Below are 24506 nucleotides of genomic sequence, written 5' to 3' on the forward strand. Positions count from 1 at the left end.
TACTTTCTTACGCTTCAGCCTCTTCCCAATCTGAACTTTATTGGTCCATATTTATCTCATACAGCACGACCATAGCGTGTGGGCCGTAAGACTTGCCTGTTGATAAATATGAGACCTATCCCTATGAAAAGAAAATCATTGGTTCTAAGCGCGCTGACCTTAGCTCTGGCGATGGCCATCGTGCCTGTCGCGGCGAATGCGGCTGAGTCAGTCTCCTCCTCTTCCTTGCCTGCCAGCGGACAACTGCCCAGCCTGGCGCCGATGTTGGAAAAAGTGATGCCTTCCGTCGTCAGTATCGTTGTGGAAGGGCATACCAATGTCGATCAAGCGCGTATTCCGTCACAGCTTCAGCCTTTCTTTGGCAAGGATTCACCGTTCTGTCAGGAAGGTTCGCCATTCCAGCAATCCCCCATGTGTCAGGGGGACGACGGCGATGAAGGGCAACCCTCCAGACAGCAGAATTTTCAGGCGCTGGGCGCCGGGGTGGTGATCAATGCGGAAAAAGGCTATGTGGTCACCAATAACCATGTCGTTGACGATGCTGATAAAATTCAGGTCAGGCTCAGCGATGGACGTAAATATGATGCCAAGGTCATCGGCAAAGATCCGCGTGCGGATATTGCGTTGGTGCAGCTAAAAGATTTTAAAAACCTGACCGCCATCAAACTGGCCGATTCAGATCAGTTACGCGTCGGGGATTATACCGTGGCGATCGGCAACCCTTATGGATTGGGGGAAACGGCAACTTCCGGCATTGTGTCTGCGTTGGGGCGCAGTGGACTGAATATTGAAAATTATGAAAACTTTATTCAGACCGATGCGGCGATCAACCGTGGGAATTCCGGCGGCGCGCTGGTGAATCTCAACGGTGAGTTGATTGGCCTGAATACGGCGATCCTGGCGCCGGACGGCGGCAACATCGGGATCGGTTTTGCCATTCCCAGCAATATGGTGAAAAGTCTGGTCGGGCAGATCGTCGAATTCGGTGAGGTAAGACGAGGCGAGTTGGGGATCACCGGAACGGAATTGAACTCGGAACTGGCGCAGGCCATGAAAGTGGATGCGCAGCGCGGCGCATTTGTCAGTCAGGTTCAACCAAAGTCCGCGGCGGCGGCGGCGGGTATAAAAGCAGGCGACGTGATTGTTTCGTTAAACGGCAAAGCAATCAGCAGCTTTGCGGCGTTGCGCGCTCAGGTCGGCTCATTACCGGTCGGCAGCAAGATTGCGCTGGGGCTGTTGCGCGACGGAAAACCGTTGACGATCAATGTGACGCTTCAGCAAAGCAGCCAGACTCAGGTGGCGTCAGGTAACCTCTATACGGGGATTGAAGGCGCTGAATTGAGCAACACGGAGTTGGATGGTGAGAAGGGCGTCAAGGTTGATAATGTCAAGGCTGGCTCGGCTGCTGAGAAAATTGGTCTGAAAAAGGACGACATTATCTTTGGCGTCAATCAGCAGCCGGTACGGAATATTGGCGAGTTGCGTAAAATTCTCGACAGCAAGCCTGCGGTGTTGGCGCTGAATATTCGGCGTGGCGATAGCAATATCTATTTGTTAACTCAGTAATTTTTTATCTAAAGCCGGGTGCGAACGCACCCGGCTGACGCCGTTTCCCGCCATATTTTGTGAGTTCTTCCACAGTTTCAAACGAATTCCCAGTTCTTTGTTAATTTGCACAATGTGCAGCGCCGCACGTAACGTTATGCTGGTGCAATTGTCAGTGTTGCTGTCCGAGGTGGAAATGGCGTCGTATCATCTTAATGCTAGGATGGCGCAGGATATCGTTGCGCGGACCATGCAGATCATTGATAGCAATATCAATGTGATGGATGATCGCGGCAAAATTATCGGCAGCGGCGATCAGGAGCGGTTAGGTGAATTGCACGAGGGAGCGCTGCTGGCGTTATCTCAGGGACGGGTCGTCGATATTGATGATGCGGTGGCGCGTCATTTACACGGCGTGCGTCCCGGCATCAATCTGCCGCTGCGTATTGATGGCGAAATTGTGGGCGTTATCGGTCTGACCGGGAATCCCACCCAGTTGCGGCAATATGGCGAACTGGTCTGCATGACGGCTGAAATGATGTTGGAACAGGCCAGGCTGCTGCATATGCTGGCGCAGGATAGCCGTCTGCGCGAAGAGCTGGTTTTGAACCTGATTCGTACCGATGAGTTATCGCCTGCGTTGATGGAGTGGGCGCAGCGTTTGGGTATCGACCTGAATAAGCCGCGGGTTGTGGCTGTGCTGGAGGTTGATAGCGGGCAACTCGGCGTAGACAGCGCGATGGCGGAGTTGCAGCAGCTACAGACGCTACTGACCACGCCTGAGCGCGACAACTTGATCGCCATTGTGTCTTTGACCGAAATGGTGGTGCTGAAGCCCGCCTTGAACAGTCATGGGCGCTGGGATGCGGAAGAACATCGCCGTCGGGTTGACCATTTGCTGTCCCGTATGGCGGAAAGCAGCCGTCTGCGGATCCGTCTGGCGCTAGGGAACTATTTTCCCGGTGCGGGCAGTATCGCCCGCTCTTATCGTACCGCTCGAACCACCATGAGCGTCGGCAAGCAGCGTATGCCGTCACAGCGTTGTTATTTCTATCAGGATCTGATGCTGCCGGTATTGCTGGATAGTTTGCGCGGCGGCTGGCAGGCGAATGAACTGATTCGTCCTCTGACCAAACTGAAGGCGATGGATGGCAACGGATTGTTGCGCCGGACGCTGGGGGCCTGGTTTCGCAATAATGTTCAGCCCGGCGCGACCGCCAAGACGCTGTTTATCCATCGTAATACGTTGGAGTACCGCCTTAATCGCATTTCTGAACTCACCGGCCTGGATCTGGGTAATTTCGATGATCGTCTGTTGTTGTATGTTGCCCTGCAACTCGATGAAGAAGACTCAGTCTGAGAGGATTCAATACGCGGAGAATGACGCCGTCGGTTGCGCTCCTTTAATAAGGGAAGCCGCAGCGTTCTGTCTGAATGATGATTTACTTAGATTGAAAACTATTACATAACCATTAACAATATAACGCGATAGCATAAATTATCGCGAAACAGTATTTTTGCCACTTTCCCATATCCTCTATTGTCACTTCCATATTGTCAGTCTGATAGCCGCGTTGGTTAAGCGCGTAAATCAGCCTTGCTCGTCGTTATTTATACGCTTACCTGATTCGCTATGTAACGAATAACCCGCTGCGTCGGGCAGGTTGATAAAGCTTGCAAATTCTAGGGAGTGATAACCATGTCAATACGTCGTTTGGGGCTGTCTGTTGCTGCGGCAGCGCTGTTGTTTTCCGGCGTGGCGTCCGCCGCGACGGAATTATTGAATGTTTCCTACGATCCCACGCGAGAGCTTTATCAACAATATAACGCGGCTTTTAGCAAGCATTGGAAAGCGACGACAGGTGAAGATATCTCCATCAGGAATTCCCACGGCGGGTCGGGTAAACAGGCGCGTTCTGTTATCGACGGCCTACAGGCGGATGTGGTGACGCTGGCGCTGGCGGGCGATATTGATGCGCTCAATCTGAATCAGCAACTCATTGATCCCAACTGGCAGGCGCGCCTGCCAGATAACAGCACGCCTTATACTTCCACCATTGTTTTTCTGGTGAGAAAGGGCAATCCGAAACAGATTAAGGACTGGGACGATCTGGTGAAGCCAGGCGTTGAAGTTATTACGCCAAACCCGAAAACCTCCGGCGGGGCGCGCTGGAATTTCCTTGCGGCCTGGGCTTATGCCAAAGCGCAACCCGGCGGCAACGATGACAGCGCGTTGAAGTTCGTGACGGAGTTGTATCGTCATGCGCCGGTTCTGGATACCGGCGCCCGTGGTTCGACCATCAGCTTTGTTCAGCGTCAATTGGGCGACGTGCTGCTGGCGTGGGAAAACGAAGCCTATCTCTCTTTGCAGGAACAGGGTGGCGATCAGCTTGAGATAGTGACGCCGTCCCTGTCCATTCTGGCCGAGCCGCCGGTTGCGGTGGTGGACAAAGTGGTTGAGCGCAAAGGGACGCGCAAACAGGCGGAAGCCTATCTGCAATATCTGTACAGCGATGAAGCGCAGCGCATTATCGGTAAAAACTTTTACCGTCCGCGCAACGCGCAAATTGCTGAAGAATTTAAAGATCAGTTTGCGCCGGTGAAACTGGTGACCATCGATAAGGATTTCGGCGGCTGGAAAGCAGCACAGGACACTTTTTTTAAAGACGGCGGCGTATTCGACAAAATTTTCCAGGAAATTAATAAGTAATGGATTTCCGCTGTTGGCGAGCCGCTGTATAGGGCAGCGGCTTTGGTTTGTCGGCAGTTTGATTTGCCAGAATCATTGAGTATGACTATTGAAGGCAGCGTATGTCACACCGTAGCTCCCCGGTAATTCCCGGTTTCGGATTAACTTTGGGCTTCAGCCTGAGTTATTTAGGATTGATTGTACTTATTCCATTGGCGGGAATGTTTCTTTACGCCAGCCAATTGACGTTGGCCCAGTTTTGGGATCTGATCACCAGCCGACAGGTGCTTTTCTCCTTGCGACTCTCCTTTGGCACCGCGCTGGCGGCGGCCTTTATCAATGGCATCTTAGGGACGCTGCTGGCATGGGTATTGGTTCGTTATACTTTTCCGGGGCGAAAAATCATCGATGCGATGATCGATATGCCGTTTGCATTGCCCACGGCGGTCGCCGGGATCGCACTGACGGCGTTGTATGCCCCGAACGGGCTGATTGGTTCGCTGTTTCCTTTCAAGATCGCCTATACCGGCATCGGGATTACGCTGGCGCTGATTTTTGTCACCTTGCCTTTTGTGGTGCGCACGCTGCAACCGGTTCTGGCGGATATTCCGCAAGAAGTTGAAGAAGCGGCGGCCTGTCTTGGCGCTCGGCCAATACAGGTGTTTCGCCACGTTCTGCTTCCCTCGCTGTTGCCAGCCTGGTTGACCGGCTTTGCGCTGGCGTTTGCGCGCGGGGTGGGGGAATACGGTTCGGTGGTGTTTATCGCGGGCAATATTCCGTTCAAAACCGAAATTCTTCCGCTGTTGATCGTCTCCAAACTCGATCAGTATGACTATAAAGGCGCAACCGGGATTGGCGTATTTATGCTGCTGGTTTCTTTCATTATGTTGCTGCTGATTAATTTATTGCAGCGCCGTATTCAACCGAAGTTGTAAGGCGGACTGTCATGGAACAGGTTATTTCTTCTCAGGGCCGCTTACAGCAAGCCAAAAAAAAACCGGCGACGTATTACATCCTGGTCGCGTTGGCATGGGGCGTGTTTTTCCTGGTTCTGGTGTTACCGCTGCTGATGGTGGTGACGCAAGGTCTGGATAACGGCATCGGGGCATTCTGGGACGCCATTTCTGAACCTGATGCGGTTTCAGCACTGAAGCTGACCTTGCTGGCTACGGCGATTTCCGTGCCGTTGAACGTGGTTTTCGGGCTGGCGACCGCATGGTGTGTGACCAAATTTGCATTCCGCGGCAAGAGTCTGCTGCTGGCGCTGATCGACTTGCCGTTCTCTGTTTCACCCGTGGTGGCCGGGCTGGTCTATGTGCTGCTATTCGGGGCGCAAAGCAAGCTCTATCCCTTTCTGACGGCACATAATCTGGAAGTTGTGTATGCGGTGCCGGGCATTGTGCTGGCGACCATTTTCGTCACACTGCCTTATGTGGCGCGTGAACTGATCCCGTTGATGGAACAGCAAGGTTCGCAGGAAGAGGAAGCGGCGCGATTGCTGGGCGCCAACGGTTGGCAGATGTTCTGGCACATTACGCTGCCGAATGTGAAGTGGGCGCTTATTTACGGCGTGGTGCTGTGCACCGCCAGAGCGATGGGGGAGTTTGGCGCGGTCTCCGTTATCTCCGGTCATATTCGCGGGCTGACCAATACGCTGCCGCTGCATATCGAGATCCTTTATAACGAATATAACATTGTCGCGGCGTTCAGCGTCGCCATCCTGCTGCTGGCAATGTCGCTGGTGGTGCTGTTGCTGCGCCAGTGGAGCGAAAGCAGGTTGACGAAGCAATTACAGAAACAACAGGAGTTGACCAAAAATGAGCATTGAGATCCGCAATATTAATAAACAATTTGGTCAGTTTCGGGCGCTGAACGACATCAATCTGTCGATCCAGAGCGGTGAACTGGTGGCGCTGCTGGGGCCTTCGGGGTGTGGTAAGACCACGTTATTGCGCATTATCGCCGGTCTGGAGCAGCCTGACAGCGGCAGCATCATTTTCCACGGTGAAGACGTCTCGATTCATGATGTCCGCAAACGTAATGTCGGGTTCGTGTTTCAGCATTATGCGCTGTTCCGGCATATGACGGTATTCGACAACGTAGCGTTCGGCCTGCGCATGAAGCCGAAAAATATTCGGCCCGCAAAGCGTGAAATCGAACAAAAAGTTCACGAATTACTGAATCTGGTTCAGTTGGACTGGCTGGCGGATCGGTATCCCGAACAGCTTTCCGGCGGACAGCGCCAGCGGATCGCGCTGGCGCGCGCGTTGATTGTCGAGCCCAGTATATTGTTGCTGGACGAACCTTTTGGCGCGCTGGATGCCAAGGTGCGTAAAGAGTTGCGTCGCTGGTTGTCTCAGTTGCATGAAAATATCAATCTGACATCGGTGTTTGTCACCCATGATCAGGAAGAAGCGATGGAAGTCGCCGATCGTATTGTACTGATGAACAAAGGCGTTATTGAACAGATTGGCACCCCGGATGAAGTTTACAATCGTCCGGCCAGCGAGTTCGTTTATCACTTTCTGGGTGACAGTAACCGGCTGAAGATCGCGCAGACCGATGAAACCATCCTGTTCCGTCCGCATGAAGTGGCGTTGTCTGCTCAGGCGCAGGAAGGCTACCAGCCGGTGGTCGTCAGGGATATCCGACCGCTGGGCGCATTGACGCGCTTATCGCTGAAACTTGCCGATGAACAAGAACTTATCGAAGCGGAAGTGGCGAAAGATGATCTCAGCCTGAATGGTTTGCAAAAAGGGGATGTGATTCAGTTCAAGCCCAAACGTTATAACCATGATTGGGAGATTTAAATTCCCGCCTTAACGCCAACAGTATCGCTGTTGACCTTCTCTTCAACTCAGCATATCGGAACAATGATCGCCGGTTCCCGTCAAATCATGGGAACCGGCGAACTTTCTGCGTTCTTTATGCGGATTGATAAAGCCGTTTCTCAACCAGCGCGCTGCCTTGCAGACGATTTGCCGCTTTCGCAACCGACAGCACGGCCAGATCCACCAGCGGTTCGACGATGATGACCATCATATAAGCGCCGCCAAACGATAGCACGGATGAGATATTCCCAGCGGTAAAGCCCTGACCGTAAAACGCCCAGAACGCAACCCAGGTCACGATACCGGCCTGATAAGTGCTCGAAAGCGCCAGCGCCTGACGATAGGTCAGTTCGACATACGGGGTATCTGGCCGGATGATGCGTTTAGCCAGCGCGGAGAGCGCAAACAGCGGCGCCAGCAGCGTGGTGACGTTCATGCCGTATTGCGGCAGATCGAAAGGGGAGAAGAACAGGCCTTGAGTCAACAGTCCCAACGCCAGACCGATGGCCGCAGGCGCGGCGCCGAACAGCAGGAACAGCGTCGAACCGAGAATGAGGTGTACTTCGGAAACGCCGACCGGATGGTGCGGCAAAACCTGAAAGAAACTGAAAACCAGCAGCGTGCAGGCAAGGGAGCGCGACGCCAACGACAGCAGGCCACGTTCACGCGTCGCCGACAGCGCCTGCTTGAGGGTATAGGTTCCGATGCCCGCCGCCGAGAGATAACTCAGCCAGATTTTACCGTTTTCAACAACGCCTGGTTCAATATGCATTGATAACTCCTTTGCCGTCCTGATTGACGGCGTTGAATGGAATTGCTGTGCCAGACGTTCAGAAGACGTCTGGCGCTGCGCTTTTTAGCCGCGGAATGCGTGCGCTTTTCAACCGCTAAACGCCGGACTGACAGCCACCGGCGCCCGCTGCGGCGAGTGGTGGTGATCATGGGGGTGGGCTGGCGGACAGTCGGCGTGCGCCAGCAGCACGGGTTGACCATGCGGGGTATTGAGATAAGCCTGTCGCCATGCCTGCGCCCGCTGCGAGATGTCATCTTCGCCGGTAAATCCGAGAGAAGCCATCATCTTTTCCATCGCGGCGGCCCACTGACGGTAGTAGGCGTCATTCACGCTTTCCTCCGGCATGGCTGGCGCCGCCTTGATCTCTTCGCTGAATGCCTGCACCCACTCGCGCCAGGTGAAACATCCCGCCTGATGCAGATGAACCGTCAGTGAGAAAATCTGCGCCTGCCACGGCTTGTCGAACACCGGGCCTTCTTCGTCCCGCGGCAAGTCAATTGCCTCATAATGGTGTTGCGTCGCCATGTTTATGCCTCCTCCAGATAGTCATCCCACAGATCGATATAGACTTTGTCCGCGCGCGTTTCGCCCCACAGTTCCTGAGCGGTGAAGCTCACGCTGTAGACATGCTGCGGATGTTCGCCCAGACCATGCGCCATGGTGTCCGGCGTGGCGAAAACGCCGTGATCGAACTCGATCGTACCGACTTTGCCGCGCACGTAGCGCGGCAGACGGGTGTGGGTGGTCGGATTGATGTTCTTCGTGCGAACCTGATCGCCCGCCTTAAAATGGGCGGCTACGTCGTGGGCGACGCGGGCGGAGGCGCCGGTTTTAACCACCAGCGGCACCATGTCATTGGTTAGCACCGATGGGGCGGGCATTGCGGCAACCGTTTCAACCGCGCCCTGAAGTTCGGCGGCGGAGATCACGCCTTTTTCGCACAACAGCATCTCGATCGCATGCAACCAGTGCTCGTAATAGCTGGAGAGCAGGTAATTGGCGGGATCCATACGCTCCATGGCATGGCGGAACTCATCCACATTGAAATGCCCGCCAGCGAAGAGCGCCGGGAACAGTGAGAACATCCTGCGCTCCCAGTCATGGTGGAAGTAAGGTTCATTCTCTTCGGCGAGGATCGGGCCGTGGCCGTGCATGCCGCCAAGATCGTGTATTCCGTTCATGCGTTGCTCCTCATGCGTTATGACGCGGTAGTTGGGGCGAGGGGAAGGCCGGTTCCAATCATGGCGTCCCTGGTGACGAGTTCGGCCAGTTGTTCCTCGTTCCAGCCATCGGTTCCCGCTGGTCGTTCCGGCAGCACCAGATAACGCAACTCGGCGCTGCTGTCCCAGACGCGGATCTCTTTGTCCGCGGGGATTTCCAGCCCGAATTCCGCCAGCACGCTGCGCGGTTCGATCACGATGCGCGACCGGTAAGGCGCGGATTTATACCAGGCTGGCGGCAGTCCCAGCGTCGGCCAGGGGTAGCAGGAACATAATGTACAAACGGTCACGTTATGTACCTGAGGCGTATTTTCCACCACCAGCATGTCTTCTCCCTGAACGCCGGAGAAACCCAGTTCGGCAATGGCTGTCGTGGCGTTTTCCAGCAGTCGCCGTTTGTAGTGCGCATCGGTCCATGCTTTGGCGACGACTTGCGCGCCATTGCGCGGCCCGATTTTGTTTTCGTAAGTATCTATCAATGTATCGAGGGCGGCAGGGTCGATCAGCCCTTTCTCACGCAGCAGCGATTCCAGCGCCTTGACGCGCAGTTCGATATCCGCGGGCGGTTCAGTGTGATCGTGCTTATGGCTCATATCAAGCTCCTTACTGTGTCGGGGGCGTTAGCATTTTTGCCAGTCATAATCCGCTTCGAGTGCGGCGGCGGCCTGGTAAATGGTGCTTTCGGCATAATGACGGCCAACCAGCATCAGTCCTACCGGCAGACCATCAACCCGCCCGCAGGGAACGGACATGGCCGGGTGGCCGGTAATATCCAGCGGCGCGGTGTTGCCGATCATCTCAAATGCACGCGTGATGTACTCGGTGATGGAGCAGCCTGGCTCCGGTAATGGCTGGGCGGTGATCGGCACGGTGGGCATGACCAGCAGATCGTAGCGGGACAGGGCATCATCATAGCCAGCGCGCGCCTTGCGCGCCAGATTCTGGGCTTTGGCATAGTAGCGGCCCTGATAGTGTTCCAGCCCGTACTGACCGACGAACATACACACCTTGAGCGAGGCGGCTAGGGCATCGGCGTGGTTCCGCCAGTCGGCGTGCTTATCCAGTAAGGCGACATCGTATTGGCCTTTCCAGCTAAAGCCCATACCGTTGCCGTGCATCATCTGCGCGGTCAACCCTTCGCAGCCGATGGGCGACCAGATCGCGCCCGCCAGCGTATGCGCAGGAACGGAAACCTCTTCGATCACTGCGCCCAGACTTTCCAGACGCGCAATGGCTTCACGTACCTTGTCGCTGACTCTGGGGTCCTGATTGCCCAGTTGGAAGCCTTCAGTCAGGATGCCGATTTTCAGCCCTTTGACGCCGCGGCTCAGCGCATCGCTGTAGGTCTCGACCGGTGGCGCATACTGGCGCGGATCCAGACCGTCCGCTCCGGCCAGAACTTCCAGCATCAGGGCGTTGTCGCGCACATTGCGGGTGATGGGGCCAACGTGGTCGATGGTGGCTTCAATCGGCATGACGCCGGTGTAAGGCACCAGACCGTGAGTCGGTTTCAAACCGTAGGTGCCGCAGAAGGCGGAAGGAATGCGGATGGAACCGCCCTGATCAGCGCCAATCGCCATGTCCACTTCCCCGGCGGCGACCAGTGCGGCGCTGCCGGAGGATGAACCGCCTGCCGCATAGCCGTGGCGATGCGGGTTATGCACGGGCGCGGGATCGGAAGTGTGGCTGCCACCAGAGAGGCAGAAATGTTCGCAGGTCGCTTTACCGAGAATGGTGGCGCCGGCGTCCAGCAGGCGAGTGACCACGGTGGCGTCGAAAGTCGGAACAAACCCTTCGAGCGTTGATGTACCGTTCATCATCGGCACGTTGGCCAGAGAGACATTGTCCTTGAGAACCACGGTGCGCCCGGCCAGTTTTCCCTCCGCCGCGCCTTTCACCTCGGCCTTATAGTACCAGGCGTTATAACGGTTTTCGTCGCCGGTTGGCCGGTAGCCCGCCGTGCGCGGATAACGTACCTGCGGCATGTCATCGGGCAGTGAGTCGATCAGGTCGTAGGCGTCGAAGTTGGGTTGCATCAAGGCCAGATATTCGCTGGCTTGTTCCGGCGTCAGACTCATGTGCAGACGGCTGGCGATAGCCAGAAGTTGTTCAATATTAGGACGAGTGATTGCCATAAGTTCTCCTGTTCTTGTTTTGCGCCGGACTAACCGCCCGGTTAGAAAAATATAGGGTTCCCGCTTCCCCCCTGCTTGGTTGGGAAGGACAGCCCTTTGGTTGGGAAGGACAGTTCCTTCACATCCTGAACGGCGGGCAGACGGCGTCAGAAAACTCTGGCGTAACGCAGGTTCATGCGAAAGTCTTCTTTGGCGCCGTTCTCCACCGACAGATCCCGCCCCAGTTGTATCTGCACCTGATCTTTGGGTGTGACGAACTTGGCGGCGGTGAGACGGATATTGGTGGTGTTCTGCTTGTTGTCCTGATCGACGCCGTCGATGGTGGTTTCGCCGCCCCAGTTATGACCAAAGCCAATGCCGAAGGAGGTGGTTGTATCCGGCATATAGCGCCCCATGATCTGAGCGGTGTAGGAAATATCCTGCTCCAGACGGACTGAATTGGCGCTAAAGTCGTTGTTATCGCCGTACCAGATGGCATCGCCGACCAGATCGATGGCCCACTTGTCCGAGAAGTGCTTGACGTAGGCGGCCTGGAGGTCGATTTTCCAGCGGTTCTCCCCCAGATTAAGCGCATCATCCTTGTGGTAACGGCCAGTGGGGACATAGAGATAAGGCGTGAAACTGAGCGTATCGCTGGCGCTGTTGAGGCGTAGTTTGACTGGCGCTGCCAGGATGAGATCGCCCGTGCCGCTGGCATCCCCCAGCGCGGAGGCGTCAGCGCTGCCCGATAAGCGACCGAAAGGCAACAGGAACTGCGGATCGATGGTGACGGTATCGCTGAGCGCGTAAACATGCAGTAAACGGAGCATGCCGATGTCTGACTTCAGGTTAAAATCCGAACTGGTCTGGCGGCCCTGAGCGTAAAGGGAGTCGGTGGTGGCGTGTTGATAATAGAGCAAACCCAATGTCGTACCCACAGGCAATTGCTCATAGTCGCCGGGCGTCACTTCGACGGCCTGAGTATGGAATGCCGGCAACAGCGCGGCGAGAAAAAGATAACGTGACTTGCTCATCGTGATGCTCCTGTGGAAAGGGTTAGCCCTGGTTCGATTGCGCATCGCGCAACATACCGGTTTGCGGGTGGCAGTTGATGTATTCGAATACCTGACTTTGTTCGTTCGATACCGATACCTCGTGGTACAGACGCAGGTTGGTCAGGCCGGCGGCCACGCGGAAAAAGGTGGTGAAGATCCGTAAGTGGGTCGGGTGGGACTCCGCCCAGCGCTCAAGCTTTTCCACCGAGCGCCAGTGGCCGATGTTATAGCTCAGATCGAGCAGATTTCCTTGCAGATCGATATTGCGTACAAAGCGGTTGCTGTAGCATCCCACCGTCTGACCGTTGTCGGTGAGGAAATCCATCCCGGCCTGCAAGGTCGGCAGGATCTCGTCGAGATACAATGCGCGCTCATCCGCTTCGGCATTCACCCAATCCTGGCCGGAACGGATGAGGGCGATGTTGTCATGGCCTTGAACCACCACGCGCCCCCCTTTCGCCGGGTCGCCAGCGATCACCCGCAACACGCCGGATGGTTGCATCCAGTCCGTCTGGGAGACGGGGAAGCGGTCGCGCATCGAACCCCAGTAGCCATGTTCTTCAATTTCGTCGCTGATGCCGTCCATAACGGCGCCGACGCCGGGCAGGTTGTCGCGAAAGGCGTACAACGTCTCAAACTGTTCAGCGCACGGCGCCACGATCTCGCGGAAGTAGCCCAGACCTTCGTTCAGGCGTTCGTCAGCCGCCCACCACCCGGTTACTGCCGGCGAGCGCAGCCAGCGGCAGTGGGAGGCGGGATCTTTCCAGTAACCGGCGATCATCAGATTCCCGTAACCCTGATTATCGATATGCTGGGTCAGATCATAATGTTGCGGGCCGTCAGGCAGATCGAAGCTGGCAACGATGCGACGCATGGCTTCCAGCGCGGCGGGGCGTTGCTCCTCGTCGCGGAACTGCACGCCGAAATAAGCCATTACCACCTGTTGCAGGCGCTCGTCGGCCCGTCCCACCCACATGGGGAAGGGGGGCTGATAGTCGTCGGGGACGCGGCGGGATAACGTCCGGGGGCACTTGAGGTGCTTGTCGATGGCGGATTCCATGAGGGCTCCTGTTCTGGTTTATCAAGATCGGATTTGCCGATGACGGTTTCACATCAGGTTCGGCGCGTTTTCTGATGAAATCTTGCCGGTTCTGCTTGCTTTGATCGGGAGACTGAAACCCCGATAAGCCAGAGGTTACTGCTTGTATCCGGTGACTTGCTTGTCTCAGAAAGACAGTCGTTTGGCTGACAGCGACATCCGGCGGAGACTCAGTCGGGTAAGGAGAAAAGGAAGGGGGGCGGATGAGTGTCGTTGGTGCGTGATTGATCCATTTTGGGGCGGTTGAGCGCCGGAACAGGTGACTGGCGTTTGAACCACCTGGCGGCCAGGCCAGCGTTTCTCTGGCTGTCAGGCGTGCGAGGAGGCTCTGGCACGGTATTTGCGTCAGTTAAGGGACTGTTTACTGTTCTTCGGTGATCTGTTAACGCGAGGCAGTTCATGAGTAATACTCAATATTCGACTATCGCGGTTGCTGCGCCACAGCGCTTCGAATACTGGAAGGAAGTGGTGTTGCGCCATTGTATTCCCGCTGCCAGTAAGCCTTTATCTCACTGTGATTTCGACGGTCAGCTTAAGGTTCATGGGGTGGGGCTATTGGATATTTGCACGTTGTCCGCGCCGTTGCATTACTGGGAGCGAACGCCGCGTCATTTGCGTACCGGCCCCAACGATGACCTGTGGCTTGGTTTTACCCGCCACGGTCATGGACAACTGGAGCAGGGAGGACGCCGGGCGGCGCTGGCGGCGAATAGCCTGGTGCTCTACGATGCTTCCCAGACTTTTCGCTTTAGCCTTGGCGGTACTGATAATCATCTGGTTCGCATTCCTCGTCACCTGCTGAGTACCCGATTGCCTGGCGTCGAGAATCTCACCGCCGTGGTGCTGGACGATCGTCGTCCGGGGGTGGTGCCGCTGCGCGAAATGCTCTATCAGGTTGCGGTTGAACCGATAGGATTACACGATGACGATATATCCGGGCGTTTCTCCCAGACATTGCTGGATCTGCTGGTATTGAGTCTTGAGCTTCAGGATTTGGCGAAAAATAGCATAGAGCGCGATCTGTATGCGCGGATGATGAACTATATCCGCCGTCATTTGACCGAACCGGATTTGAACATCGAACGCATCGCCGGCGCGCATCATGTCTCCAGCCGAACGGTTACCAGAGCCTTTGCGCGTCATCAGAAAACGCCGATGTCGGTTATCTGGCATGAACGTTTACAGGCTAGCCGGGATGCGATTGAACGCGGCAATGTACGCAGCATTTCTCAGGCCGCGCTGGACTTTGGCTTCTCCGATTTTTCGCATTTCAGCCATGCTTTCCGCAAGGCTTTCGGCGTGACGCCGCATTCCCTGCTGAAACGATGAGAGCAGCGTTGCGTTATGGTGTTAGGTCATCAGTCAGGGCGGCTTTAAACGAAAGTGACGGGGGGGGAATAACGTGATGACGCTGCATTCAACATGGGCCGATAGAATTTCTACTCTCAGCGGTGTCGGCCATTTGCTCTGGTTTTTACGCTATGAGGAATGACGCATACAGACGAAAAAAACCGTATTACCGTCAACAGTGATACGGTTTTTTATTTCCCCAGACGTCGACAAGACGTCTGGGGAAGGGATAGTGGTGGGTCGTGCAGGATGACTCGGCCTCTGCTGGTGTCGCCCCTTCGGGGTCAACGCCGACGCGTTGTTATCTCGCTACGCTTGGCGCGAACCTGAACGCAGGTTATTCGTCTCATTCTGTGACTCACTCACAGGGCCAACGCAAACGTTGTTCAAAACCATTTTCAATGGTTTTGTCTTACCTGCACAACAGCACAAGATATTATTTAAGGCGATTGATTTTAGAAAGGAATACTTTGCGGAATTGGTGGGTCGTGCAGGATTCGAACCTGCGACCAATTGATTAAAAGTCAACTGCTCTACCAACTGAGCTAACGACCCGCAGAAGTGGTGGGTGATGACGGGATCGAACCGCCGACCCCCTCCTTGTAAGGGAGGTGCTCTCCCAGCTGAGCTAATCACCCACATCTGTACTCCATTAAACAAGAAGACAGCTGGTATGAGATTGGTGGGTGATGACGGGATCGAACCGCCGACCCCCTCCTTGTAAGGGAGGTGCTCTCCCAGCTGAGCTAATCACCCAATCTCAAATCTTCTTGCTTCACACAACGTATTTCACTTTTCACGACATATCATCGTGCTAAAAGTGTGGTGGGTGATGACGGGATCGAACCGCCGACCCCCTCCTTGTAAGGGAGGTGCTCTCCCAGCTGAGCTAATCACCCTCGCTGTGTGGAGTCGCATTATAGGGATAGTTGAAAGTGAGTCAACGCTTTTTAAAACTAAAAGGCGTGTTCGTTGTAAAATTAGTCAGGGCGCTTTATTTCTCGCCGCGGATGTCGCATCTTTGGGCAATTCGGCGGGTAATCAACAGATTCTGCCAGTAATAAACGTGGGTGTGAGGCGTTACAGCGTTGAGGAATCGAGGCAGAGTGATAGAATATCGGCCACTTTCGTTATCTGAACTCATGTCGGTATACGCCGACAGCCGTCGCGTAATAAGGCTTTAATCCCAAATGAAAATCAAAACCCGTTTCGCCCCCAGTCCAACTGGCTACCTGCATGTCGGTGGCGCCCGTACCGCACTCTATTCCTGGTTATTCGCCCGTCATCAGGGCGGCGAGTTTGTTCTGCGTATTGAAGATACTGACCTGGAACGCTCCACACAGGACGCCATCGATGCCATTATGGATGGTATGAACTGGCTGAATCTGGATTGGGATGAAGGTCCATATTTCCAGACCAAGCGTTTTGATCGTTATAACGCGGTTATCGATCAGATGTTGGAAAACGATACGGCTTATAAATGCTATTGTTCGAAAGAACGGCTGGAAGCGCTGCGTGAAACGCAGATGGCAAACGGCGATAAACCGCGTTATGACGGTCACTGCCGTGATTCTCATGAACATCATGCCGATAATGAACCGCATGTGGTGCGTTTTCGTAACCCGCAGGACGGTTCTGTTATTTTTAACGACCGGATTCGCGGGCCGATTGAGTTCAGCAATCAGGAACTGGATGATTTGATCATTCGTCGTACCGATGGTTCGCCGACCTATAACTTCTGTGTGGTGATAGATGACTGGGATATGGAAATCACCCATGTGATCCGTGGTGAAGACCACATCAACAATACACCGCGCCAAATCAATATCTTGAAAGCGTTGCATGCGCCGGTTCCGGAATATGCGCATGTTTCCATGATCCTGGGTGACGATGGCAAGAAACTATCCAAGCGCCACGGTGCGGTCGGTGTCATGCAGTATCGTGATGATGGTTACCTGCCGGAAGCCTTACTCAACTATCTGGTGCGTTTGGGCTGGTCGTGCGGCGATCAGGAAATTTTCTCTGTTGAAGAGATGAAAAACCTGTTTTCTCTGGATGCGGTCAGCAAATCAGCCAGCGCGTTTAATACGGAAAAGCTGCAATGGCTTAATCACCACTATATTAATCATCTGCCGGCGGAATACGTGGCGACGCATCTTTCATGGCACATTGAACAAGCTGGTATTGATACCCGCAATGGCCCGCAATTAAGCGAACTGGTGACGCTGTTGGGCGAGCGTTGCAAGACGCTGAAGGAAATCGCTGCTTCCTGCCGTTATTTCTATGAAGATTTTGAGCAGTTTGATGCCGATGCTGCGAAGAAACACCTGCGTCCGGTCGCGCGTCAGCCGCTGGAACTGGTACGCGCAAAGCTGGCCGCCATCACTGACTGGACAGCGGAAAATATTCATCATGCCATTCAGGGAACGGCTGATGAACTGGGACAAGGCATGGGCAAAGTCGGGATGCCGCTGCGTGTGGCGGTGACGGGCGCCGGACAGTCTCCTGGCGTTGACGTAACGGTAAAAGCGATAGGTCAGCAGCGTGCGCTGGCGCGTATTGACAAAGCGTTAGCATTTATTGCCGAGCGTGAAGCACAGCAATAACAATAATCGATGCAACAGATAAAACGAACCCGGCCTGCGCCGGGTTTTTTATGGCGTGCATTATTGCCCCGCGATGATCACTGCTTTTTCCATTGCATCAGGAATAACGCTGCTGTGGTCTTTGCCAGGAAACAGAATGAATTCGGTATGGGTTCCCTGCGCTTTCAATTGTGTAGCCAGCGCGCTCGCTCTCGCTACCATTTTTTTCTGGGTTTGCCGCGCCGCGTATTCCGTATCAGGGGGAGGGCCGGCCTCGGCCTTTTTTGACTTATCTTCATCTTCGCCAACACTTAGCGTGACGGACTGGGGCAGGGTGCTAAGCAAAGGTGTCCTTGTCGGGATAACGATGCCATCACCCCACCAGATGGAGGGACTGGCCGCCACATAGCGCTGAAAAGATTCAGTATGATTGAACAGCGTATACAGCGTAAACAATCCGCCGAAGGAGTGTCCGGCGAGCGTCTGTTTTCGACTATCAACCGGATAACGCGTTTCGATCCAGGGCTTCACCTGATTTTGCAGGAACTGATAAAACGTTTCGGCTTCCCCGCCTGCCGCAAAATCGGGGTCGCGAATTGGCGTGGGCGGTGTGTAGTCTCGTGTCCTGGCCAGCACATCGTAGGGTTGGGTTATCTGATAGCCGATGGCGACGATCAACGGCGCAGGACCGTTTTCTTCTTTATAGCTATTCACGGCCAACGGAAACTGGGCATTACCGTCCAACATATAGAGAACCGGATAACCCTGTTCGTTAGCCGCACGACGCGGCTTGGCGATAAAAAGACGGTAGTCATGCCGCTTATCGCTTTGCATATCAAACTGTAGGATCTCGAAATGGCGTCGAGCCTGTTCGCTTATCGTCGGAACGTCGGGCTGTGCCCGGGCGGGAAGCTGGCCGGACGCCAATAGTGTAAACGTAATCATAGAAAAGTAGCCATGTATTGGCTTATCTGGATGTGTGGGTCGATGATAAGAAATCATCTTACCATTAACAGCTTTTTTATCAGCCATCATCAGGGACATTGATATTTCAATACGCTGTCGCAAAACAGCAGCGCTGTTTTTGTCTCACTCAATGGGCGTTTGGCGGCTTTTTCAGCGGTTGACGGCATAAAAAGATTTAGCCGTTGACACTGTTAAGCGGGTTTCATATTATGCGACCCGTTCGCACAGATACTCTCTGTTGGAAACGGGGCTATAGCTCAGCTGGGAGAGCGCTTGCATGGCATGCAAGAGGTCAGCGGTTCGATCCCGCTTAGCTCCACCAAATCATCAGGATTTGGTTCTGAATTGAGTCTTTGAATGATATTACGAACATTCCACTTATGTGGGGCTATAGCTCAGCTGGGAGAGCGCTTGCATGGCATGCAAGAGGTCAGCGGTTCGATCCCGCTTAGCTCCACCAAATCAATATCCCCGTTTCACGAATTCCCAACGTTCATTGTTATTTCTATTATCCATCAATAAATAATTTTATCATCGTGTGATTCGGTTGCCTTCCGTGCCGAAGGCAGACCTGTCATTACGCGTTTTCCGGTAAACGTGGCGTCCAATCGATCGGTGTTGCACCTTGTTTCTCAAGGATCTGATTGGTTTGTGAAAAGTGCTTACATCCCAAAAAGCCGCGATGGGCGGATAAAGGGGAGGGATGCGGGGATTTCAATACATGGTGGCGCTGGCGATCAATAATACTGCCTTTTTTCTGCGCATGAGAGCCCCACAGCAGAAAAACAATGCCTTCACGTTTTTCATTCAAGGCGGCGATAACGCGATCAGTAAAGGTTTCCCAACCCAAATTAGCATGTGAATGCGCGCGTCCTGCTTCAACCGTCAACACGGTATTGAGCAGCATCACGCCTTGTTCAGCCCAGCTTTGCAAAAATCCATGACCGGGAATGTCAAACCCCGGAATGTCTGTGGACAGTTCTTTATAGATATTCACCAGAGACGGCGGCGCCGGAACACCAGGGCGAACGGAAAATGACAATCCATGTGCCTGATTGGGGCCGTGATACGGATCCTGGCCTAAAATAACGACTTTAACCTGATGCAACTCGGTAAACCGGAAGGCGTTAAACACATCCTTCTGGGGAGGATAAATGGTTTTTCCTGCGGCGCGTTCTTGCGCAATGAATTGAAGGGTATTCACAAAATAAGGTTGCTGCTTTTCTTGTGCCAGCACATCATGCCAGGTGAGGTAAGTCGTCATCATGCACTCTTCATTTTTAGGGGGAATTTTTGTGGGAATAGCTTACCGTTCAATTGTATCGAGGTAAAACCGTAACGATAGTGAAATCATGACGCCGTTCATTTTTTTGAAAAAAAATTGAAAATTTATAAAAATATTTGCAATTAAGATTGCGAATTAAATTGATATAAAACAATTAATTGCCATCAAGCGCTATTTGACCTGGGTTTTAAAATTGATTTAAATCAAAGATGCGAGGCGTTTGTACTGGTATATAAGAAGTTATATGCAGCTAGTTTTATTTAATCGTTAATAGCTATGGCTGTTTGTTACTGATTTCGATTTTCAATTAAGACAATAACACGCCGTTCTACGGAGGCAACAATGGTTACTGGTATTCAAATCACCAAAGCGAACAATAGCGCTCTAATCAATTCCTTCTGGCTACTGGATAAAGAAAAATCTCAGGCGCGTTGCGTTTGTGCTAAATCCGGCTACAGCGAAGATGAAGTGGTGGCGGTTAGCGATCTGGGTCAGATCGAATATCGTGAAATCCCGTTGGAAATCAAACCCGAAGTACGTGTAGAAGGTGGGCAACACCTGAATGTGAACGTTCTGCGTCGTGAAACGCTGGAAGATGCGGTTAAGCACCCGGAAAAATATCCGCAGCTGACTATCCGTGTGTCTGGTTACGCCGTGCGTTTTAACGCTCTGACGCCGGAACAACAACGCGACGTCATTACCCGTACTTTTACAGAAAGCCTGTAAACCACGACGTTGGTTTTACCCCAATAGCAAAAGGGAGCCGCGGCTCCCTTTATTGTGTCTGCGATTGCGCTTGCACGTTTCAACCAATGGCGTTATTCGCTGGCTGTTCCATCTACCTTTCTGGCAGGCTGACGGCGTTTGCCGATATTTTTACTATCGCGGTGACGCACTTTAACCCTTACTTTCGCTTTTTCCTTTTCCTGCTCTTTCTTCTCTTTGCGTTTAGCCAGCGCTTTTTTGGAGGGTTTCCCGGTGGTTTGGGCGCTGGGCGCTTTGGTTACCGGTCGTAGTTCATCAATGACTCTGGGTTTCAGCGGTTCATTTAAATAACGGGAAATTTTCCCCAGCAGCAGATGATCATGTGCTTCGACCAGTGAGATGGCGCATCCTTTTCGTCCGGCGCGACCAGTACGGCCAATGCGGTGCAGGTATGTGTCAGCGGTACGCGGCAGGTCAAAGTTAAATACATGGCTGACATCGTTGATGTCGATGCCGCGCGCCGCCACATCGGTGGCCACCAGAACATTCACCCGGCCTTCGCTCAGACGCTTGATCGCTTCATTACGCTTGGCCTGCACCATTTCTCCTTCAAGATAGCAAGCGGTAATGCCCGCCTCACGCAACCAGGCCACCAATTCATGAACACGCTCGCGCTTGCGAACAAAAACAATCGAACGTGTCGCTTCAGGTTGTTTCAACTGGTGGCAGAGCAAGGCGGTTTTATGTTTGATGTCATCCGCCCGGTAATACCATTGCAGAATTTTTTTGCGTTCACGGCGTGAGGGATCGGCTTCGACCTCGACAGGTTCTTTCAACAGACGCTCGGCAAAATCTTTAACCGCATTGCCTTCCAGCGTCGCGGAAAACAACAATGTCTGTTTGCGCCAACGGGTTTCGCCGGCAATATGTTCGATATCCTGCGCGAATCCCATATCCAGCATTCTGTCCGCTTCATCCAGAATCAGCGTTTCCACTGCTCGGCAGTCAAAGTTTTCTTCTTTTATGTATTGCAGCAGGCGACCAGTAGTGGCGACGACCACATCCTGATTTTCACTGAAAACTTCCGCATGATTCATATAGGCCACGCCGCCGGTGATGGTCGCGATGTCCAGATGCGTGTGCGCCGCCATTGCGCGAGCTTGATCAGCGACTTGCATGGCGAGTTCGCGGGTTGGCGTCAGGATCAAAATACGCGGCGGCCCGGATTTTTTACGAGGGAAATCTAAAAGATGCTGTAACACCGGCAGCAGATAGGCTGCGGTTTTACCGGTGCCTGTCGGCGCTGAACCCAGCACGTCGCGACCATCCATCGCGGGGGGAATGGCGGCCAACTGGATGGCGGTCGGGCGTTCATAACCCATATCACGCAGTGCGTCTAGCAGGCTGTCATCAAGATCAAGCTCGGAAAAATTTGTCGCAGTCATGGTCTACCTCTGTTTGGGGCGCTGATTATAGACGCATTAGTCTGGTTCTTCACCTGTTTAAACAGCCAACGGCGCTTTTCCTGGGTGGCGGATTAACTTATGCTACGGCGGTTTTAGTCTGGAATCTGCCACGATGAGCCATCGTTCTGATAATAAACCGACATTGCGTCGGGATGGATTTACCTTCAAGCAATTTTTTGTGGCGCATGATCGCTGCGCGATGAAAGTGGGTACGGATGGCATATTGTTGGGCGCCTGGGCGCCGATTGTTGGGGCCCGACGCATACTGGATATTGGTTGTGGTTCGGGATTGATTGCACTGATGCTGGCTCAGCGCACTGATAACGAGGTTTATATTGATGCGGTTGAACGAGAGATGGCCGCCAGTCAGCAGGCCGCAGACAATATTACGGCATCTGCGTGGGCACATCGAATGCGCGTTTACGCGGGCGATATTGTGGATTTTACCGCCTCGGTCGAGCACGTCTATTCGTTGATTGTCAGTAATCCGCCCTATTTCGCGCCGGGTGTCGCCTGTGCCAATGAGTCGCGCGCTCAGGCCCGTTATACCACGTCTCTGACTCATGACGTTTTGCTCGATTGCGCACGGCTTGCGCTGGCCCCTGGTGGCCTCTTTTGCGTGGTGCTGCCCGTTCAGGTTGAGGACGCTTTTCTGCCATTGGCGCAACCGCGCGGCTGGTTTGTGCGTCAGCGTATGGCGATAAGCGAATCGAATTCCCGTCCGGCGCATCGTGTGCTGCTGGCGCTGTCCCGGCAACCGGGAGAATGCCTGACGCAACAGTTGGCGATTCGTGACAACGACAAAAGCTACTCATCGGATTTTCAGCGCCTGACAAAAGATTTTTACCTTTTTATGTAGAATTGCAAAATGCAGGCTTGCAAAAAATCACGACACACGCGATGCCAGATCTTATCACCGTGTGTGCCGCAACACCCGATTGATGCGGGCGGTATAATGCACCGCGTTAGGGCGTCAGGATGGTTGGCTGTGGCGGCGTGTCTGCTTGTTGCGGATAATCCAGCGTGTAATGCAGCCCGCGGCTTTCTTTTCTTTCCAGCGCGCAACGCACAATCAACTCGGCGACCTGAACCAGATTGCGTAACTCCAGCAGATTATTGGAGATGCGGAAATGCGCGTAATACTCATCAATTTCCTGTTGCAGCATGATGATGCGCCGCCGCGCCCGTTCCAGTCTTTTGGTACTGCGCACGATGCCGACGTAATCCCACATAAACAGGCGCAACTCATGCCAGTTATGTTGAATCACTACCTGTTCGTCTGAGTTATCGACCTGGCTTTCATCCCATGCGGGCAGCTTCTTAATGGGTTTGATCTGGGGCAGACGTTGCAGAATATCTTCCGCTGCCGACCAACCATAGACCAGGCACTCCAATAATGAGTTGGATGCCATGCGGTTGGCGCCATGCAAGCCGGTATAGCTCACTTCGCCAATCGCATACAATCCATCCAGATCGGTGCGCCCGTGCTGATCAACCATCACGCCGCCGCAAGTGTAATGCGCCGCCGGCACGATAGGAATCGCTTCCCGGGTCAAATCGATGCCCAGCGATAACAATTTTTCGTAGATAGTGGGGAAATGCTGTTTGATGAATGTCTCAGGTTTATGGCTGATATCCAGATACATGCAGTCCGCGCCGAGGCGTTTCATCTCGTGGTCGATGGCTCTTGCAACCACGTCTCGCGGCGCCAGTTCACATCGGGAATCAAAGTCCGGCATAAAGCGGGTGCCGTCTGGCCGCTTCAGGTAAGCGCCTTCGCCACGCAACGCTTCCGTCAGCAGAAAATTCCGCGCCTGCGGATGGAATAAACAGGTTGGATGAAACTGGTTAAATTCGAGATTTGCCACCCTGCAACCCGCACGCCAGGCCATGGCGATACCGTCGCCGGAGGAAATATCCGGGTTGGTGGTGTACTGATAGACCTTGGAAGCGCCGCCGGTAGCCAGCACCACGGTTTTTGCCCGACAGGTTTCCACCGCTTCCCGTTCGCGGTTCCAGATATACGCGCCGACAATACGTCGTGTACCGGGCAGTCCCAGCTTATTGGAAGTAATCAGATCGACGGCGTTGCTGCGTTCCATGATTCGGATGTTCGGATGCGCCAGCACCTGTTTGACCAACGTGTTTTCGACTTCTTTTCCTGTGGCGTCGGCAGCATGCAGGATCCGGCGGTGGCTATGTCCGCCTTCGCGGGTGAGGTGATAGCGCTCTTCACCGCTGGTGCTGGTTTCGGTATCAAATAGTACGCCTTGTTCGATTAACCACTGTACACAGTGTTTGGCATTGCTGGCGATAAATTCGACGGTTTCGCGTTCGCATAAACCATCACCGGCGATTAGCGTGTCTTCAATGTGCGAATCGATGCTGTCGGTTTCATCAAAAACAGCCGCAATCCCGCCTTGAGCATAAAACGTCGCGCCCTCGTTTAACGGGCCTTTGCTGAGGACGGTAACGTTTGCGTGGGAAGCAAGGCGAAGGGCGAGGGAAAGGCCGGCAGCGCCGCTGCCGATGATTAACACATCACAGGTATGTTCTATGGTCGGTTGCATATTCGTGCCATTGATGCAAGAGAAAAGAGGAGAATCGATGTTAGCACCCAATTATTTATTCATGTATTGATTTTTCACCCCCCTGTAAAGATGTATAAAGACCAGGCGTCAGGTTGGTGAGAATCGTGCTAATCCCATGAATTTATCGTATGATCCCAGGCCTGCGCCTCTGAATGGTTCGCAAAATGATTGGTTCCGGTATCCGAATCCAGAGGCGGCGACACAGAAGAAAA

At 53.8% G+C, this 24506-nt stretch carries 21 protein-coding genes, 6 tRNA genes and 1 other RNA gene; 12 read left to right on the top strand and 16 right to left on the bottom strand.

Annotated features, from left to right (window positions below; genetic code table 11):
* Positions 1–123 precede the first annotated feature (123 nt).
* The 6 genes from degP to NC856_RS15395 all read left to right on the top strand — a co-directional run bounded on the left by degP (position 124) and on the right by NC856_RS15395 (position 7044).
* Entirely contained in the window at positions 124–1566 is a 1443-nt protein-coding gene (degP, locus tag NC856_RS15370) for a serine endoprotease DegP (protein ID WP_264091324.1), read from the top strand.
* A 175-nt stretch (positions 1567–1741) separates the two neighbouring features.
* The gene (locus NC856_RS15375; protein ID WP_264091363.1) at positions 1742–2905 is read left to right on the top strand and encodes a CdaR family transcriptional regulator; all 1164 of its coding nucleotides are present in this window, start codon (positions 1742–1744) and stop codon (positions 2903–2905) included.
* A gap of 339 nt (positions 2906–3244) precedes the next feature.
* Entirely contained in the window at positions 3245–4255 is a 1011-nt protein-coding gene (locus tag NC856_RS15380; protein WP_264091325.1) for a sulfate ABC transporter substrate-binding protein, read from the top strand.
* A gap of 101 nt (positions 4256–4356) precedes the next feature.
* Positions 4357–5169 (top strand): sulfate ABC transporter permease subunit CysT, encoded by an 813-nt coding sequence (gene cysT, locus NC856_RS15385; RefSeq protein WP_264091326.1) that lies wholly within the window; start codon positions 4357–4359, stop codon positions 5167–5169.
* Between the two features lie 11 nt (positions 5170–5180).
* Positions 5181–6062 (top strand): sulfate ABC transporter permease subunit CysW, encoded by an 882-nt coding sequence (gene cysW / locus NC856_RS15390; protein ID WP_264091327.1) that lies wholly within the window; start codon positions 5181–5183, stop codon positions 6060–6062.
* The gene (locus NC856_RS15395) at positions 6052–7044 is read left to right on the top strand and encodes a sulfate/molybdate ABC transporter ATP-binding protein (RefSeq protein ID WP_264091328.1); all 993 of its coding nucleotides are present in this window, start codon (positions 6052–6054) and stop codon (positions 7042–7044) included. The genes cysW and NC856_RS15395 overlap by 11 nt, the downstream gene beginning before the upstream one ends.
* 115 nt (positions 7045–7159) lie before the next feature.
* Here NC856_RS15395 and NC856_RS15400 read toward each other — a convergent pair whose 3' ends face one another.
* From NC856_RS15400 to oxdA, 7 genes are all read right to left on the bottom strand, one after another.
* Complete coding sequence (locus NC856_RS15400; protein ID WP_264091329.1) at positions 7160–7837, bottom strand: energy-coupling factor ABC transporter permease; 678 nt, start codon at positions 7835–7837, stop codon at positions 7160–7162.
* A 108-nt stretch (positions 7838–7945) separates the two neighbouring features.
* On the bottom strand, positions 7946–8389 hold the full coding sequence (locus tag NC856_RS15405) for a nitrile hydratase accessory protein (protein ID WP_264091364.1): 444 nt from the start codon (positions 8387–8389) through the stop codon (positions 7946–7948).
* A complete protein-coding gene (nthB, locus tag NC856_RS15410) occupies positions 8386–9039 on the bottom strand; it encodes a nitrile hydratase subunit beta (RefSeq protein WP_264091330.1) in 654 nt (217 codons plus the stop codon). The genes NC856_RS15405 and nthB overlap by 4 nt, the downstream gene beginning before the upstream one ends.
* A gap of 17 nt (positions 9040–9056) precedes the next feature.
* Positions 9057–9671 (bottom strand): nitrile hydratase subunit alpha, encoded by a 615-nt coding sequence (gene nthA / locus NC856_RS15415; protein ID WP_264091331.1) that lies wholly within the window; start codon positions 9669–9671, stop codon positions 9057–9059.
* A gap of 27 nt (positions 9672–9698) precedes the next feature.
* Positions 9699–11213, bottom strand: coding sequence for an amidase (locus NC856_RS15420; RefSeq protein WP_264091332.1), 1515 nt, complete (start codon positions 11211–11213; stop codon positions 9699–9701).
* A 146-nt stretch (positions 11214–11359) separates the two neighbouring features.
* Complete coding sequence (locus tag NC856_RS15425) at positions 11360–12226, bottom strand: transporter (protein WP_264091333.1); 867 nt, start codon at positions 12224–12226, stop codon at positions 11360–11362.
* 22 nt (positions 12227–12248) lie between these two features.
* The gene (gene oxdA, locus NC856_RS15430; RefSeq protein ID WP_264091334.1) at positions 12249–13307 is read right to left on the bottom strand and encodes an aliphatic aldoxime dehydratase; all 1059 of its coding nucleotides are present in this window, start codon (positions 13305–13307) and stop codon (positions 12249–12251) included.
* A gap of 438 nt (positions 13308–13745) precedes the next feature.
* Here oxdA and NC856_RS15435 point away from each other — a divergent pair, with 438 nt between their 5' ends.
* Entirely contained in the window at positions 13746–14675 is a 930-nt protein-coding gene (locus tag NC856_RS15435; RefSeq protein ID WP_264091335.1) for a helix-turn-helix domain-containing protein, read from the top strand.
* Between the two features lie 254 nt (positions 14676–14929).
* Here the strand turns inward: NC856_RS15435 and NC856_RS15440 are convergent.
* From NC856_RS15440 to NC856_RS15460, 5 genes are all read right to left on the bottom strand, one after another.
* A non-coding RNA gene (locus tag NC856_RS15440) (RtT sRNA) lies at positions 14930–15058 on the bottom strand.
* Between the two features lie 117 nt (positions 15059–15175).
* Positions 15176–15251: transfer RNA gene (locus tag NC856_RS15445), tRNA-Lys, on the bottom strand.
* A gap of 7 nt (positions 15252–15258) precedes the next feature.
* Positions 15259–15334: transfer RNA gene (locus tag NC856_RS15450), tRNA-Val, on the bottom strand.
* Between the two features lie 42 nt (positions 15335–15376).
* Positions 15377–15452 (bottom strand) — tRNA-Val (locus tag NC856_RS15455).
* Positions 15453–15519: 67 nt separating this feature from the next.
* Positions 15520–15595 (bottom strand) — tRNA-Val (locus NC856_RS15460).
* Positions 15596–15886: 291 nt separating this feature from the next.
* On the opposite strand from NC856_RS15460, the gene gltX reads away from it, so the two are divergent.
* Positions 15887–17302: a glutamate--tRNA ligase gene (gltX, locus tag NC856_RS15465; protein WP_264091336.1), complete on the top strand. Its 1416-nt coding sequence runs from the start codon at positions 15887–15889 to the stop codon at positions 17300–17302.
* A 60-nt stretch (positions 17303–17362) separates the two neighbouring features.
* Here gltX and NC856_RS15470 read toward each other — a convergent pair whose 3' ends face one another.
* A complete protein-coding gene (locus tag NC856_RS15470) occupies positions 17363–18226 on the bottom strand; it encodes an alpha/beta hydrolase (RefSeq protein ID WP_264091337.1) in 864 nt (287 codons plus the stop codon).
* A gap of 267 nt (positions 18227–18493) precedes the next feature.
* Here NC856_RS15470 and NC856_RS15475 point away from each other — a divergent pair.
* A tRNA-Ala gene (locus tag NC856_RS15475) sits at positions 18494–18569 on the top strand.
* Positions 18570–18631: 62 nt separating this feature from the next.
* A tRNA-Ala gene (locus tag NC856_RS15480) sits at positions 18632–18707 on the top strand.
* Between the two features lie 117 nt (positions 18708–18824).
* Here the strand turns inward: NC856_RS15480 and ung are convergent.
* Complete coding sequence (ung, locus tag NC856_RS15485; RefSeq protein ID WP_264091338.1) at positions 18825–19511, bottom strand: uracil-DNA glycosylase; 687 nt, start codon at positions 19509–19511, stop codon at positions 18825–18827.
* Positions 19512–19874: 363 nt separating this feature from the next.
* Between ung and grcA the strand changes: the two genes are divergently transcribed.
* Positions 19875–20258 carry an autonomous glycyl radical cofactor GrcA gene (gene grcA, locus NC856_RS15490; protein ID WP_264091339.1) on the top strand — a complete coding sequence of 128 codons (384 nt, stop codon included), beginning with the start codon at positions 19875–19877 and terminating at the stop codon, positions 20256–20258.
* Positions 20259–20350: 92 nt separating this feature from the next.
* Here grcA and srmB read toward each other — a convergent pair whose 3' ends face one another.
* Positions 20351–21682 (bottom strand): ATP-dependent RNA helicase SrmB, encoded by a 1332-nt coding sequence (gene srmB, locus NC856_RS15495; protein ID WP_264091340.1) that lies wholly within the window; start codon positions 21680–21682, stop codon positions 20351–20353.
* Between the two features lie 133 nt (positions 21683–21815).
* Here srmB and trmN point away from each other — a divergent pair, with 133 nt between their 5' ends.
* Positions 21816–22562, top strand: coding sequence for a tRNA(1)(Val) (adenine(37)-N(6))-methyltransferase TrmN (gene trmN / locus NC856_RS15500; protein ID WP_264091341.1), 747 nt, complete (start codon positions 21816–21818; stop codon positions 22560–22562).
* A 106-nt stretch (positions 22563–22668) separates the two neighbouring features.
* Here the strand turns inward: trmN and nadB are convergent, their stop codons facing one another.
* Positions 22669–24273: an L-aspartate oxidase gene (gene nadB / locus NC856_RS15505; RefSeq protein ID WP_264091342.1), complete on the bottom strand. Its 1605-nt coding sequence runs from the start codon at positions 24271–24273 to the stop codon at positions 22669–22671.
* Positions 24274–24506 lie beyond the last annotated feature (233 nt).

The sequence above is a fragment of the Brenneria izbisi genome (assembly GCF_025840185.1).
GTDB lineage: Bacteria > Pseudomonadota > Gammaproteobacteria > Enterobacterales > Enterobacteriaceae > Brenneria > Brenneria izbisi.